The 14,605-nt window shown below is 72.3% G+C and carries 11 protein-coding genes; 2 read left to right on the forward strand and 9 right to left on the reverse strand.

Annotation, left to right across the window (positions count from 1 at the left end):
- Position 1: 1 nt before the first annotated feature.
- The 5 genes from ACFV18_RS16985 to ACFV18_RS17005 are packed head-to-tail and all read right to left on the reverse strand — an operon-like array spanning position 2 to position 6,284.
- Positions 2 to 1,120, reverse strand: coding sequence for an XdhC family protein (locus tag ACFV18_RS16985; RefSeq protein ID WP_380483838.1), 1,119 nt, complete (start codon positions 1,118 to 1,120; stop codon positions 2 to 4).
- 9 nt (positions 1,121 to 1,129) lie between these two features.
- Positions 1,130 to 2,560, reverse strand: a complete 1,431-nt coding sequence (locus tag ACFV18_RS16990) for an NCS2 family permease (RefSeq protein WP_380483840.1) — start codon at positions 2,558 to 2,560, stop codon at positions 1,130 to 1,132.
- A gap of 15 nt (positions 2,561 to 2,575) precedes the next feature.
- Positions 2,576 to 4,930 carry a xanthine dehydrogenase subunit D gene (gene pucD / locus ACFV18_RS16995; protein ID WP_380483842.1) on the reverse strand — a complete coding sequence of 785 codons (2,355 nt, stop codon included), beginning with the start codon at positions 4,928 to 4,930 and terminating at the stop codon, positions 2,576 to 2,578.
- The gene (locus ACFV18_RS17000) at positions 4,927 to 5,412 is read right to left on the reverse strand and encodes a (2Fe-2S)-binding protein (protein WP_380483844.1); all 486 of its coding nucleotides are present in this window, start codon (positions 5,410 to 5,412) and stop codon (positions 4,927 to 4,929) included. Before ACFV18_RS17000 ends, pucD begins: the two co-directional genes overlap by 4 nt.
- A complete protein-coding gene (locus ACFV18_RS17005) occupies positions 5,409 to 6,284 on the reverse strand; it encodes an FAD binding domain-containing protein (RefSeq protein WP_380483846.1) in 876 nt (291 codons plus the stop codon). Before ACFV18_RS17005 ends, ACFV18_RS17000 begins: the two co-directional genes overlap by 4 nt.
- A 278-nt stretch (positions 6,285 to 6,562) precedes the next feature.
- Between ACFV18_RS17005 and ACFV18_RS17010 the strand changes: the two genes are divergently transcribed.
- On the forward strand, positions 6,563 to 8,113 hold the full coding sequence (locus tag ACFV18_RS17010) for a PucR family transcriptional regulator (protein WP_380483848.1): 1,551 nt from the start codon (positions 6,563 to 6,565) through the stop codon (positions 8,111 to 8,113).
- 7 nt (positions 8,114 to 8,120) lie between these two features.
- On the opposite strand, the gene ACFV18_RS17015 is transcribed toward ACFV18_RS17010, so the two are convergent.
- From ACFV18_RS17015 to ACFV18_RS17025, 3 genes are all read right to left on the reverse strand, one after another.
- The gene (locus ACFV18_RS17015; RefSeq protein WP_380483850.1) at positions 8,121 to 9,347 is read right to left on the reverse strand and encodes an acyltransferase; all 1,227 of its coding nucleotides are present in this window, start codon (positions 9,345 to 9,347) and stop codon (positions 8,121 to 8,123) included.
- A 2-nt stretch (positions 9,348 to 9,349) separates the two neighbouring features.
- Entirely contained in the window at positions 9,350 to 11,437 is a 2,088-nt protein-coding gene (locus tag ACFV18_RS17020) for a bifunctional polysaccharide deacetylase/glycosyltransferase family 2 protein (protein ID WP_380484130.1), read from the reverse strand.
- A gap of 95 nt (positions 11,438 to 11,532) precedes the next feature.
- Entirely contained in the window at positions 11,533 to 11,961 is a 429-nt protein-coding gene (locus tag ACFV18_RS17025; protein ID WP_380483852.1) for a hypothetical protein, read from the reverse strand.
- 344 nt (positions 11,962 to 12,305) lie between these two features.
- Between ACFV18_RS17025 and ACFV18_RS17030 the strand changes: the two genes are divergently transcribed.
- Positions 12,306 to 13,259, forward strand: coding sequence for a glycoside hydrolase family 16 protein (locus tag ACFV18_RS17030; protein WP_380483854.1), 954 nt, complete (start codon positions 12,306 to 12,308; stop codon positions 13,257 to 13,259).
- A gap of 59 nt (positions 13,260 to 13,318) precedes the next feature.
- Here ACFV18_RS17030 and ACFV18_RS17035 read toward each other — a convergent pair whose 3' ends face one another.
- The gene (locus ACFV18_RS17035; RefSeq protein ID WP_380483856.1) at positions 13,319 to 14,401 is read right to left on the reverse strand and encodes an alpha/beta hydrolase; all 1,083 of its coding nucleotides are present in this window, start codon (positions 14,399 to 14,401) and stop codon (positions 13,319 to 13,321) included.
- Positions 14,402 to 14,605: the final 204 nt, after the last annotated feature.

Genomic DNA, 14,605 nt, shown 5'->3' on the forward strand with positions numbered 1-14,605 from the left:
GTCACCAGGTCGTGGGGCGGCCGGTGTGCGGGGCGCGGCCGGCGGCGGGGTCGTGGTGGATCGGCCCCGTCGTCGTGGTGAGCGGGAGGTGGGTGCCGCCTCGGGTGTGGGCGACGAGTTCGGCGGCGATGGAGATGGCGGTCTCCTCCGGGGTGCGGGCGCCGAGATCGAGGCCGATGGGGGAGTGGAGGCGGGCCAGCTCGGCTTCGGTGAGGCCGGCTTCGCGGAGGTGGGTGAGGCGGTCGGTGTGGGTGCGGCGGGAGCCCATCGCGCCGATGTAGGCGACGGGGAGGCGCAGGGCCCGTTCCAGCAGGGGCAGGTCGAACTTGGCGTCGTGGGTGAGGACGCACAGGGCGGTGCGGGCGTCGAGGTGGGGGGCCTGGGCGTCGAGGTAGCGGTGCGGCCAGTCCACGACGATCTCGTCCGCGTCGGGGAAGCGGCGGCGGGTGGCGAAGACCGGCCGCGCGTCGCAGACCGTCACGTGGTAGCCGAGGAACTTGCCGATCCGGGCCAGGGCGGTGGCGAAGTCCATGGCGCCGAAGATCAGCAGGCGTGGCGGTGGGACGTAGGACTCGACGAACAGGGTGGCGGAGCCGACTCGCAGGAGGCCGGTGCGGCCGGCGGAGAGCATCTCGCGGGTCTCGGCGACCATCGGCGCTGCCAGGGGGAGGGAGCCGTACTGGTCCGAGGGGGTGACGGTGAGGGTGGCGCCGAGGAGGGCTGACGGCCCGTCGACGATCCGGGCCACCGCCACGGGTGTGCCGGATAGGACCAGGGGGAAGGCGGCGTCCAGGCCGGGGGAGGAGCCCGGGACGACGGGGTGGACGAAGACGTCGAGGGAGCCGCCGCAGGTCAGTCCGACGGCGAAGGCGTCCTCGTCGCTGTAGCCGAAGTGCTGGAGGACCGGGGTGCCGGAGGCCAGCGCTTCCTGGCAGGCCTCGTACACGGCGGCTTCCACGCAGCCCCCGGAGATCGAGCCGACCGCCTCGCCGTACGCGTCCACGGCGAGCGCCGCGCCCGGCCCGCGCGGGGCGCTGCCCGAGGCACGGACGACGGTGGCCACGGCGAACGGGCGTCCGGTGGTGTGCCAGGTGTGGAGTTGCGCGGCGATGTCCTGCACGAGTGCTCCCTAGTGGACGCCGAGCCAGGTCTTGATCGGGGCGAGCGCGAAGTAGACGACGAACACGAAGGTGAGGATCCACATCAGCGCCCCGGGCTCGCGCCACTTGCCGGTGCCGGCCTTGACCACGGTGTAGGAGATGACGCCGGCGCCGACGCCCGCGGTGATGCTGTAGGTGAACGGCATGACCACGCTGGTGAGGAAGGCGGGGACGGCGATCTCGCTGTCCGACCAGTCGATGAGCCGGGCCTGGCTCATCATCAGCGAGCCGATCACCACCAGTGCGGCGGCGGCGACCTGCACGGGCACCACGGCGGCGACGGGCGAGAAGAACAGCATCAGGGTGAACACGCCGCCGGTGACGATCGAGGCCAGTCCGGTGCGGGCGCCGTCGCCGACGCCGGTCGCGGACTCCAGGAAGACGGTCTGCCCGGACGCCCCGGCGACGCCGCCGATCGCGCCGCCCGCGCCGTCGATGAACAGCGCCTTCGACAGGCCCGGCATCCGTCCCTTGGAGTCGGTGAGTCCGGCTTCGGTGCCGACGCCGATGATGGTGGCCATCGCGTCGAAGAACCCGGCCAGCACCAGGGTGAACACCGCGACGGAGGCGCTGATCGCGCCCATGCTGTGCGCCCCGAAGGCGCCGAACAGGTCGACGTGGCCGAAGAGTCCGAAGTCGGGTGCGGCGACCGGCGATCCGGGCCAGACCGGCGCGGAGCCGCCCCAGTCCTCGGCGGTCAGGTCGGCGACCTGGTTGACGATCATCGCGGCCGCGGTGCCGAGCGCGAGGCCGAGCAGGATCGCGCCGCGCACGCGCCGGGCCAGCAGCACGAAGATGGTGAGCAGGGTGAGGCAGAAGAGCAGCACCGGCCAGCCCTCGAGTTCGCCGGCCGGGCCGAGGGAGAGCGGGGTGGGCCCGCCGGTGTGCACGAATCCGGCCTTGACGAAGCCGACGATCGAGATGAACAGGCCGATGCCGATGGTGATCGCGAACTTCAGCGGCAGCGGAATGCCGTGCATGATCCGCTCGCGCAGGCCGGAGACCACCAGCAGCACGATCAGCAGGCCGTAGATCACGCACAGGCCCATCGCCTGCGGCCAGGTGCTGTGCGGCACCACCAGCGCGGAGATCACGCCGGAGACGGACAGGCCGGCGGCGAGCGCGAGCGGCACATTGCCGACCACGCCCATCACGATCGTGGTGACGGCGGCGGCGAGCGCGGTGGCGGTGGTCACCTGGGCGTGGTTCAGCCGGTGACCGGTGATGTCGGCGCCGCTCAGGATGACCGGGTTGAGCAGGATGATGTAGGCCATCGCCATGAAGGTGGTGAGGCCCCCGCGCAGTTCGGTGCCCACGGTGGATCCGCGCGCCGAGAGTTTGAAGTACCTGTCCAGCGCGCCGCGCGAGGTGGGGCCGGGCTCCGCAGGGGTCTGTGCCATGTCGTGTCCCAAGGGTCAGGGCGTGTCGGTGAGGTGCTCCGGTCGGACCGGGATGCGGGTGAGGGCTTTCCCGGTGGCCTGTCGGATCGCCGCCACGATCGAAGGGGTCGCCGAGACGGTGGGGGCCTCGCCGACACCGCGCAGCCCGTACGGGGCGTGCGGGTCGGGGAGTTCGAGAAGGTCCACCGGGATCGGCGGGGTGTCGAGGACGGTCGGGATCAGGTAGTCGGTGAAGGAGGCGTTGCGGACCTTGCCGTCGGCGAGCACGATCTCCTCCATCACCGCCAGGCCCAGCGCCTGCGTGCAGGCGCCCTGGATCTGGCCGACCACGGCGAGCGGGTTGAGCGCCCGGCCGACGTCCTGAACGGCCGTCAACTCGACCACCTTGACCAGTCCCAGCTCCACGTCCACGTCCACCACGGCGCGGTTCGCGCAGAAGGAGTACTGGACGTGGCCGAAGCCCTGGCCGGTCTCCGGGTGCAGCGGCACGGTGGGCCGGTGGCGGTGCACCCGGGTCTGTTCGACGGGCTCGTCGCCGAGCAGCGCGGCCAGCGGGGCCAGCACCCCGGCGGAGGCGGAGACCACCTGGCCGCCGACCAGCGCCAGGTCGGGGTGCGTCCAGCCGTGGCGGCGCCGGCCCCGTTCCAGCAGTTCCTCGCGGACCGCCTCGGCGGCGAGCTTGACCGCGCCGCCGGTCATGTAGGTCTGCCGGGAGGCGGAGGTGGAACCGGCCGAGCCGATCTCGGTGTTGGCGGGGTGGATGGTGACGTGCTCGACGCCCAGTTCGGTGCGGGCGATCTGGGCGTGCACGGTGACGCCGCCCTGGCCGACCTCGGCCGCCGCGGTGTGCACCAGGGCGACCGGCTCGCCGCCGATCAGCTCCAGCCGTACCCGGGCGGTGGAGTAGTCGTCGAAGCCCTCGGAGAAGCCGACGTTCTTGATGCCCACCGAGTAGCCGACGCCGCGCACCACACCCTCGCCGTGCGAGGTGTTGGACAGCGCCCCCGGCAGTGCGCGCTGGTCGGACGGGTCGAGCGGCGGCGGCAGCGGTCGCTCCTTGACCCGCTGGAGCAGCTCGGCGACCGGCGCGGGCGCGTCGATCTGCTGCCCGGTCGGCATCAGGTCGCCCTGCGCGAGGGCGTTCAGCTGCCGCAGCTCCACCGGGTCCATGCCGAGCGCCTCGGCCAGCCGGTCCATCTGCGACTCGTAGCCGAACGCGGCCTGCACCGCGCCGAAGCCGCGCATCGCCCCGCACGGCGGGTTGTTGGAGTACAGCGCCAGGGCGTGCATCCGTACGTTCGGGATGACGTACGGGCCGTGGCCGAGCGAGGCGGCGTTGCCCGCCACGGCGGGGGAGGTGGAGGCGTACGCGCCGCCGTCCAGCACGATCCGGCAGTCCGCGAACACCAGCCTGCCGTCGCGGGTGGCGCCGTGCTCGTAGCGCATCCGGGCCGGGTGGCGGTGCACGTGTCCGAAGAACGACTCGTCGCGGGAGTACACGATCTTGACGGGCCGTCGGGTGTGCAGCGCCAGCAGGCAGGCGTGGATCTGCATCGACAGGTCCTCGCGGCCGCCGAACGCGCCGCCCACCCCGGCCAGCGTGAGGCGGACCTTCTCCTCCGGCAGGGCCAGCACCGGCGCCATCTGCTGCCGGTCCACGTGCAGCCACTGGGTGGCGATGTACAGGTCCACGCCGCCGTCCTCGGCGGGCACCGCCAGGCCCGACTCCGGGCCCAGGAACGCCTGGTCCTGCATGCCGACCTCGTACTCGCCCGCCACGATCACGTCCGCCAGCGCCCGCACCTCGTCGGTGACGCCCCGGCCCGCCACCAGCCGCTGCTCGTGGCAGAGGTTGCCGTGCGCGCCGGCCTTGTACTCGTGCGGCTCGTGGACGTAGCCGTAGGTCTGCGGATCGAGACACTGCCGCTCGGTGGTGATCGGGGCGAGCACCTCGTACTCGACGGCGATCTTCTTCGCCGCCCGGCGGGCCGTCTCCGGATGGTCGGCGGCCACCAGCGCGACCGGCTCGCCCTGGTAGCGGACCTTGTCGATCGCCAGGGCCGGCTGATCGGCGATGTCCAGGCCGTAGAACTTGCTGCCCGGGATGTCCTCGTGGGTGAGCACCGCGTGCACCCCGGGGACGGCGAGGGCGGCGGAGATGTCGACGGAGCGAATGGTGGCGCGCGGGTGCGGGGAGCGCAGCGCCGTGCCCCACAGCATGTCCTCGTGCCACAGGTCGGAGGAGTAGGCGAACTCGCCCTTCACCTTCAAGGTGCCGTCGGGGCGCAGCGGGGACTGCCCGATGCCGTCCCGGGAGGCCTGGTTGATCTTCTGCAGGTTCTTCTCGGCCTGGATCGAACGGGTCGTCATTCCCCGCCCTCCGCCCCCGCGATGCGGGCCGAGGCCAGCCGCACCGCGTCCATGATCTTCTCGTAGCCGGTGCAGCGGCACAGGTTGCCCGACAGCGCCTCGCGGATGTCGGCGTCGGACGGCCGCGGGTCCCGGGCCAGCAGGGCGTCGGTCTGCACCAGCAGGCCGGGCGTGCAGAAGCCGCACTGCACGGCGCCCGCGTCCAGGAACGCCTGCTGGACGGCGCCGAGTTCGCCGTCCGGGCCGGTCAGGCCCTCCACGGTGCGCACCTCGCGGCCCTGCACCTGGCCGGCCGCCACCAGGCAGGCGCAGACCGGGACGTCGTCCAGGTACACGGTGCAGGAGCCGCACTCGCCCTGCTCGCAGGCGTTCTTCGAGCCCGGCAGGCCGACCCGCTCGCGCAGCACGTACAGCAGCGACTCGCCCTCCCACACGTCCTCGGCCTCCACCGGCCGCCCGTTCGCGGTGAACACCACCCTCATGCCGCCCTCCCCAACTGCTCGCGGTAGTCGTCCCAGCACCAGGTCAGGGTGCGCCGGGCCAGCACGGCCAGGGCGTGGCGCCGGTACGCGGCCGTGCCCCGGACGTCGTCGATCGGATCGGCCGCGGCCGCGACCAGCTCGCCGAAGCGCCGCACCACCCGCGGGGCCGGCGGGTCGCCGGACGCCCAGTCCAGGACGGCCGCCAGGTACGCCTCGGCCTGCTCCGCGCGGCGCGGCGTCGGCGCGGCCGAACCCAGGCCGGTGCCGACCGTGCCGTCCTTCGGGTGCAGCGCGAGAGCGAACGCGCACACCGCGATCACCATCGCGTTGCGGGTGCCGACCTTGGAGAACTGCTGCGGGCCGTCGGCGACCGGGATCCGCACCGCGCGGATCAGCTCGTCCGGGGCCAGGCAGTGCCGCTTCACCCCGAGGTAGAACTCGTCGATCGGGATCAGCCGCACCCCGCGCACCGAATGCGCCTCCACCCGCACCCCCCGCCCGGCGGCCAGCAGGGCCGGATGGGCGTCGCCGGCCGGCGAGGCCGCGCCCAGGTTGCCGCCGACACTTCCCCGGTTGCGGATCTGCGGCGAACCCACCGTCCGCGCCGCCAGCGCCAGCCCCGGCAGCGGGCCGGACAGCTCCTCGATGATCCGGGCGTACGGCACCGCCGCGCCCAGGCGCACCGACGCCCCGTCACTGCTCCACTCGGTCAGTTCGGTGATCCGGTTCAGGTCGAGGATCGCGGACGGCCGGCGCAGGTCGAAGTTCAGCTCGACCATGACGTCGGTGCCGCCGGAGACCGGCAGCGCCCCCGGGTGACCGGCCATCGCCGCGAGGGCCTCTCCCCAGCTCGCGGGTCGAAGGAACTCCATGCGGTGCCTCCTCTCTTCGCCGACGGACGAGAGCCCGGCGCCCTGGCCGGGTGCCCGGTGGCGTGCAGGCCAGTGAACCGCCGTCACCGGGACCACGGGCAGTCACCGATGGCATGAGGGCCGACGGTGACCTGCCGCGCTGTCCTGTACGTTCGTCCAATGTGGACGATCCTCCAGCCCACCCGGGTCACCCTGGGCCGTCCTCGCCCCGGAATCACCCCCACGAATCACCCGCAGCACCCGCAGCACCCGCCGCACCGTCACGAAGGGCCCCGTCCATGCGCGTCCGCGACCTGCTCGCCCCCGGCGCACCCCGGCTGCGCCTGCTCGCCGGCGAGGAGGAGCTCGACCGGCAGGTCACCGGCGTGATGACCACCGACCTGCAGGACCCGGGCCGGTTCCTGCACGGCGGTGAGCTGGTGCTCACCGGCATGCTGTGGCGCACCACCCCCGCCGACTCCGCGCGCTTCGTGCGGACCCTGGTGGCCGGGGGCGCCGCCGCGCTCGGCGCCGGCGAGGTGGAGGTCGGGCCCGTCCCCGGCGACCTGGTCGAGGCCTGCCGCCGGCACCGGCTGCCGCTGCTCGCCGTCCCCGACGACATCGCCTTCGGCACCGTCACCGAGTACGTCGGCCGGCACGTCTCCGCCGGGCGGGCCGCCGACCTCGCCGCCCTGGTCGACCGGCACCGGCTGCTGGTCTCCGCGGCCGGGGCGGGCGGCCTGGACGCCGTCCTCGACCTGCTCGGCGGCGACCTCGACCTGGACTGCTGGGTGCTCACCCCCACCGGCCAGGTCATCGCCGGACCGGCCGACCGCCTCGCCCCCGCCGACCGCGACCGCCTCGCCCGCGCCCACCTCACCGCCCAGCAGCGCGGCCACCGGCCCCCGCACCGGGTCCAACTCGCCGACGGCGCCTACTCGTTGCTGCCCGCCGCCGAAGACGCCGGCGGCACCCCGCTGGCCGACTGGATCCTCGCCGTCGCGGGCGACCTCACCGAATGGCCCGCCAAACGCCGCCAGCTCGCCGAGAACCTGGCCCGCCTGGTCGCCGCCGAACGCACCCGCCGCGACGAAGGCCGCCGACTGCGCCGCCGGCTCGCCGAGGAACTCCTCGACCTGCTCCGGCACGGCACCGACCCCGCCGAGACCGTCCGCGCCCTGCGCGCCTCCACCACCGACGGCGCGGGCCACCCGCAGTGGCTGGTGCTGTCCGCCGACGCCACCGGCCTGCCCGACGGCGCGCTGCGCCCGGTCCTCGAAGAGGCGCTGCCCGGTACGGCCCTGGTCGCCGCCCGCGGCCGGACCGGCGCCGTCGCCGTCCTGCCCGCCCCCGACGCCGCCGTCCCCGCCGACGCGGTGCGCGCGCTGCTGGCCCCGCTGGAGGCCGGACTCGGCGCCGACGGGCGGATCACCGTCGGCGTGTGCGCCCCCGCCGCCGAGCCCGGCGGCCTGCGCGGCGCCCTGGAGGAGGCCCGGCACGCCCGCCGGATCGCCGCCGCCCGGGCCGGGCGGATCCGGGTCGCCGGCGCCGAGGAACTCGCCTCGCACGTCCTGCTGCTGGCCGCCGTCCCCGACGAGGTCCGGCGCGCCTTCCGGGCCCGGCTGCTCGACCCGGTGACCGCCTACGACCAGGAGCACCAGGCCGACCTGCTGCACACCCTGGCCGCGTTCCTGCGCTCCGACGGCTCCTGGACGCGCTGCGCCGCCCAGCTGCACGTGCACGTCAACACACTGCGCTACCGGATCGGCCGGATCGAGGAACTCACCGGCCGCGACCTGTCCCGGCTGGAGGACCGGGTGGACTTCTACCTGGCGCTGGAACTCGCCTGACGGGACGTCAGGCGGCGTTCCGGCGCCGGCCGCGCGGGCGGCGCGGGTACGGGAACAGCCGCGGCCTGCGCTTGGCCGCCACGTCCTCGACCCAGCCGAGGGCCGTCACCAGCACGGCGAGCAGCGGGATCGCCACCAGCAGGCTGAACCACTGGCTGGTCAGCAGCCACCGCAGGTGCTGGTAGAAGAAGTCGATGTTCCACAGCGGGTCGATCAGCGGGAAGGCCAGCACCAGCGCCGGCACGTGCCACAGGTAGACCGTGACGGCGCGCGAGTTGAGCAGGCTGATCAGGCCGTTCCAGCGCTCCAGCCGCGGCGGCCACTGCTCCCAGGACGGGCTGATGTGCAGCAGCAGCGCGACGAAGCCGAAGGACCACAGGGCCTGGGCGATCGGCCAGACCTCGATGTCGGTCGGCTGGGTCGGATCGACCGGCCGGGTCTGCAGGTACCAGAAGCCCGCCACCATGATCAGCGGCGCGATCGACGGCAGCACGTACTGCGGGATCCGCCGCAGCAGCCCCTCCTGGTGGGCCATGCCGAGGATCCAACAGGAGCCGAACACCGCGAAGTCGTTGACGGTCTCCCAGACGCGCCCGTAGGGGAAGTCCTGGCCGGTGAAGAACGCGTTCATGACGATCACCAGCGCCAGCGGAGCGAACAGCGTCACCACCGGGAAGCGGCGCAGGGCCCTGAGCATCAGCGGCGACAGCAGCACGTACCAGAGATAGGCCCGCAGGTACCACAGCGGCACCACCAGCTGGGAGGCCCAGCCGGTCTCCAGGTGGCCGCCGAAGCCGTGCAGCTCCGTCGCGTACGGGGGAGTGCTCAGCGGCAGCACCCAGAACGCCAGCTTCGCCCACCACCAGGTGGGGTGGCCGTCGGAGCCCGGGCCGCCGCCGTCGAGGACCTGGAGGGTGACCACGACGGCGCCGAACAGCCACATCGGCGGCAGCAGGCGGCGCAGCCGGCCGCGGATCACGCCGAGGGCGGGGCGGCTCAGCGAACGCGTCATCAGCGAGCCCGCCAGCGCGAACATCACGCCCATCGACGGGAACACCAGCGGCAGCCAGAACCACTCGAAGTGGTGGTAGAGCACCACGCGGACCAGCGCCATCGCGCGCAGCAGGTCGAGGTAGCGGTCCCGGCCGGCCTTGCGCACGGACGAGACGAGCGTGTCCGGGGCGGCTTCGCGGCGCAGCTGCTCGGGGATCCGCAGCCGGATGGTGTCGCTCATGGTCAGGCCTCCACGGGGACAGCGACCTCGCCGGTGCGCCGGAGCTTGTGCCAGCGCAGCCGGCCACCCGTGAGCGCGGTGATCGTGGACTGCAGCAGGACGATGTACATCAGCTGCCGGTACACCACCTGTTGCAGCGGCAGGCTGATCAGGTGCCAGGGCTTCTCGCGGTCGAGCCGGAAGGCGTACCAGGACAGCAGGCCCTGGAGCGCGATGAACCCGCCCCAGCTGGCCAGCGTGATCGGGGCGTCCGTGAACAGCACGCCGTACAGCAGGAACAGGTCCACCAGCGGTGCCAGCAGCGGCGCGACCACGCCGAACAGCACCACCATCGGCAGCCCGATCCGGCCGAAGCGCCCGGCCGGGCCGCGGGAGATCACGGCGCGGCGGTGCTTCCACATCGCCTGCATGGAGCCGTAGCTCCAGCGGTAGCGCTGCGACCAGAGCTGCTGGAGGCTCGCGGGCGCCTCGGTCCAGGCGCGGGCGCGCTCGGCGTAGACGACCCGCCAGCCCTCGCAGAGCACCGCGATGGTGATGTCGGTGTCCTCGGCGAGGGTGTCGTCGCTCATCCCGCCGACCTGCCGCAGCGCCTCCTTGCGGAAGGCACCGACCGCGCCGGGGATGGTCGGGATGACGTTCAGCACGTCGTACATCCGGCGGTCCAGGTTGTGGCCGAGGACGTACTCGATGTGCTGCCAGGCGCCGATCAGGCTGTCCCGGTTGCCGACCTTGGCGTTGCCCGCGACGGCCCCGATCCGCGGATCGGCGAACGGCTGGACCAGCTCCCGCACCGTGGACGGCTCGAACACGGTGTCGCCGTCCATCATCACCACGATGTCGTACGAGGCGGCCGCGATGCCGGCGTTGAGCGCGCTGGGCTTGCCGCCGTTGACCTTGCGGATCAGCCGGACGAACGGCAGGTCCATCGCCTCGACGATGTCCGCGGTGCCGTCGGTGGAGCCGTCGTCGATCACGATCACTTCGATCGGATAGTCGCTGGCGGCCAGCGAGTTCAGGGTGTTCGCGATGCACTCGAGCTCGTTGTACGCGGGGACGAGCACGGTGACCGGCTCGGTGACGGGCGGCCCCCAGGCGTCCTTCCGCTTGGAGCGGCGGGCGTGCACCGGGGCGAGGACGATCATCAGCGCGAACCGGCCGAAGTTGAGGAAGCCGACCAGCGCCAGCAGCCCGACCAGCACCGGCAGGGTGTACACGGCGACCTGGGTGGCCCAGATGAACCCCTTGCCCGCCCACAGCTGGAAGCCGTGCACCGGCACCATCGCGCTGGAGGCGCCGAGCGCGTCGGAGATGGTGGTGAAGCGGTAGCCCTCGGCCTGGAGCTTGACGATGATCTGCTCCAGCGCGGCGACCGTCTCGGCGCGGTCACCACCCGCGTCGTGCAGCAGGATCAGCTCGCCCGCGCCCGGCTTGGCCGGCATCGCGGCCTTCACGATCTCCTCGACGCCGGGGCGCTTCCAGTCGTCGGTGTCGCGGTCGATGAACGCGGTCAGGTAGCCGTGCGCGCCCACGTACTGGATGACCGGGTAGTTCCAGTCGTCCATCGCCGCGGCCTCCGAGGAGTACGGCGGCCGGAACAGCGAACTGTGCACGCCCGCGACGCCGGCCAGTGCCAGCTGGGTCTGCGCCAGCTCCCAGCCGACCCGGGAGTGCGACTGGTACACCAGGTCGGGGTGGGTGAAGGTGTGCAGGCCGATCTCGTGGCCGCCCGCGACGATCTTCCGGATCAGATCCGGGTTGCGGGTGGTCATCGCGCCGGTCACGAAGAAGTCCGCGCGGACGTCGTGGGCCTTCAGCACGTCCAGAATCTTCGGCGTCCACTCCGGCGAGGGGCCGTCGTCGAAGCTCAGCACCACCGTCTTGTCGGGGATGCGGTAGCTGACCGGGTTCGCCTTCTTGTCGCCGCGCGCGTCGATCACCGGGCCGCCGTTGAGCAGGTTCTCCGGCACGGTGTCCTTGTCCACCGAGGTCGCGATCCGGGTGTCGTGGAACACCTCGTTGGTGGCCAGTCCGCGCAGCACCAACAGCGCCAGCAGACACGCCAGCAGGGACAGCGGCATGACGAAGCGCAGCGGCGGCGCGGCCAGTCGGCGCGGCCTCAGCAGGGAATGCCGGCGGCGCTGGTGGCGGGACAAAGGGCGCTCCTGGAGATGCGTGGTGCGAAGGATCAGGGGTGCTTGCTCGACTTGCCGCCCGAGGGCGTCGCCCCGGTGGTGGGCTTCGAACCGGCGGCCGAGCTGCCCGGCTTGGGCGAGGTGGAGCGGGAAGGCGCCCCGGACGAGGAGGAGGACGCGGACGGCGAGGCCGAGGGCGAGGCCGACGGCGACACCGAGGGCGCGGCCGCCGGGGCCGGCTGCTGGGGGATCACCATCGGCGGGGCGTCCGCCTGCACGCCGATCAGGCTGCCGCCCATCGCGACCGCCAGCACCGCGCCCACCACCGAGACCGGCCAGCCGAGACCGCGCAGCAGTCGCCCGCGCAGCCCGGACTCGTCGACGAACACCGGTTCGGGCAGCGGCTCTTCGACCTCCGGAAGATCCGGGCCGGGCCCGCCGGGCGGTGCCGGGTGCGCCGGTCCGAAACCGGACGACGTCATGACAGGGCGCACCGGGCGAGGCCTTTCAGGGCAGGGAGGGCAGGACAGGAAGACCGCGGGAGCGTGGATCGAACGCTAGTGCACCGACCTGGGCCGTCCTGGGCCGAATTGGGCCTGATGCCCAGTTTCGACGCGTTCTCGGTCAGGGTTGTGATCGGATCGAGATCCCTACCGGCGCGTACATGTTTAACCCGTGCACAGACCGTTCGACCTCGGTGGACGCGAACCGTCCCGGCGCCGCCGCCACCTGTGAGCCCCGTTAGGATGACCGCCTCCGACCGGTCGTCGATCCCCGCGCAGAGGGGCGTGTCCCAACTACCGCCGCTGCGCCCCAAGGAGCTTGTGTGCGCCAGTCCCGCCGCCTTTCCTGCCGTCGCGCGTGGAGCGTGATCGCGCTGCCGACCCTGCTGTGCACGCTGGCCGCGTGCAACGGCGACCCAGCCGCCGGTGGGGACACCGCCGCGAAGCACGGGTCCTCCAGCGCCTCGCCGACGCCGTCCGGGCCGCCGGGAACGATGTTCGACACCTTCCACTACACCGGCCCTGGCGACCCCGCGTTTGCCGCGCACGGCTGGCAGGTCCGGGAGGGCGGGGGCGGCCCCGGCATCAAGGACACCTGGACCGCCGCGGGCGCCGCCTTCCCCGAGGACCCGACCGCCCAGGGCGGCCGGGTGCTGCAACTGCGCTCCACCACCGACGGCACCAAGCAGGGCACCCAGCAGGTCGAGGTGCAGAGCACCGCCGCCAACCTGTTCCACGGCACCTTCGCCGCCCGGATCCACTTCGGCGAGAAGCCCTCGACCGGCCGCACCGGCGACCATGTCGTGCAGACCTTCTTCCCGATCTCGCCCGAGGACTCCTCGGCGAACTACAGCGAACTCGACTTCGAGTACCTGCCGAACGGCGGCTGGGGCGCGCCGGGCCCGAAGCTCGACACCACCAGCTGGTTCAAGGCCGACCCGCCGGACCGCGTCACCCGCGCCGCCAAGCAGCGCCTCGAGGGCTGGCACACCCTGATGATCACCGCCATGGACGGGAAGGTCACCTACTCGCTGGACGGCAAGGAGATGTTCACCAGCTCCGACAAGTACGTCGCGCGCGAGCGGATGGACATCCACTTCAGCAACTGGTTCATCGACCTGCTGCCCTCGATCAGTGGGCAGCGCAGCTGGGACATGAAGGTCAACTGGTTCTACTACAAGGCCGACCAGGCGCTCTCCCCGGCGGACGTCCAGCAGACGGTGGACGGCTTCTACGGCGCCGGCACCGAGTACGTCAACACCCTGCCGAAGTCCTGACCTTGCCCAGGCGAAGGGCCCGGCCGCTGCGGCGGCCGGGCCCTTGTCCGTGCGATGGGTCAGTGCTGGGCGGGGATGATCGTGGTCAGCCAGGTGAAGATGCCCGGGACCAGCGGCTTCCAGACGTCGCTGCTGTGCGCGCCGGTGGTCTCCTGGATGGTCACCGTGGTCGGGGCCTTGGCAGCCGCCTTCAGCGCCTCGCCGCCCTCCAGGCCGTCACCCTTGTTGCCGGTGACGTACAGCGCGGTCTTCGGCGGAGTCTTCGCGGACTTCAGGATGTTCAGCGGGTTGGAGATCTCCTTCAGGTGCGGGTCCTTCGCGGTCAGCGACTTCTCCTCCGCCCCCGGGTCGTTGTAGCCGGACAGGCTGATTCCCGCGCGGTAGGCGTCCGGGTGCTCCAGCGCCAGCTTGGCCGCGCAGTGCCCGCCCGCCGAGTAGCCGGCCACCGCCCAGCGGTCGGCCGAGGCATCGACGCGGAAGTTGTCCAGCACCATCTGCCGCACGTCCTTCGACAGCCAGGTGTCGGCGTTGACCTTGCCCGGGACGTCCGCGCAGCCGGTGTCGGTGCTGTCGCCCAGCAGGTTGGTGCGCGGCGAGACCAGGATGAACGGGGCGACCTGCCCGCTCTGCATCATCGGCTTCAGCTGCTCGGAGACCCGCAGGGTGCCGAACCAGGTCTTCGAGGAGCCCGGCCAGCCCGGCAGCAGCTCGACCACCGGGAAGGTCTTGTCCTTGTACGCCGGGTCGTTGTACTGCGGCGGCAGCCAGACCAGCACCTCGCCGTCCACGCCGGAGACCGCGCCCTTCAGGTCGGTGGTCTGCACGTCGTTCGGCACCTTCGGGTCACCGACCGGCTTGAACTGCTGGACCACCTTGTTGTGTTGCTTGTTGTCGCTGCTCCCGCTGCCGCCGCCGCCCTCGTTGGCAGCCACGTTCGGCACCGAGCGCACGTGGTTGCCGGTGCCCAGCAGGTCGTCCCAACTGCCGTAGATCAGGTTGGCGTTGTTGACCATGACGAAGACGGTGGTGACGGCGGTGATCTGACAGAACAGCAGCATCACGATCCGGGACAGCATCTGGACCGGCTTCGGTCCGCGCACCCGGCCCCACAGCAGCAGGGCCGCCGCGATGGAGATCGGCACCAGGATGATCGTCAGAATAAGAAAAGGGGTGCCTGTCAGCTGCATCAGGTCTCTCGAATCAGGTCGTCCGGCCGTCCGGGGCACGGTCCCCGGGTTCGCACATCACACTTGTCAGACTGCGTCAAACACACGATCAGTTGCTGGCGACACCCGCAGAAACCTGAGAGGAACATCACGTTTTCGTGAGAATCCGCTGTGCGTTCG

Source organism: Kitasatospora sp. NPDC059673 (assembly GCF_042734215.1).
Lineage (GTDB): Bacteria > Actinomycetota > Actinomycetes > Streptomycetales > Streptomycetaceae > Kitasatospora.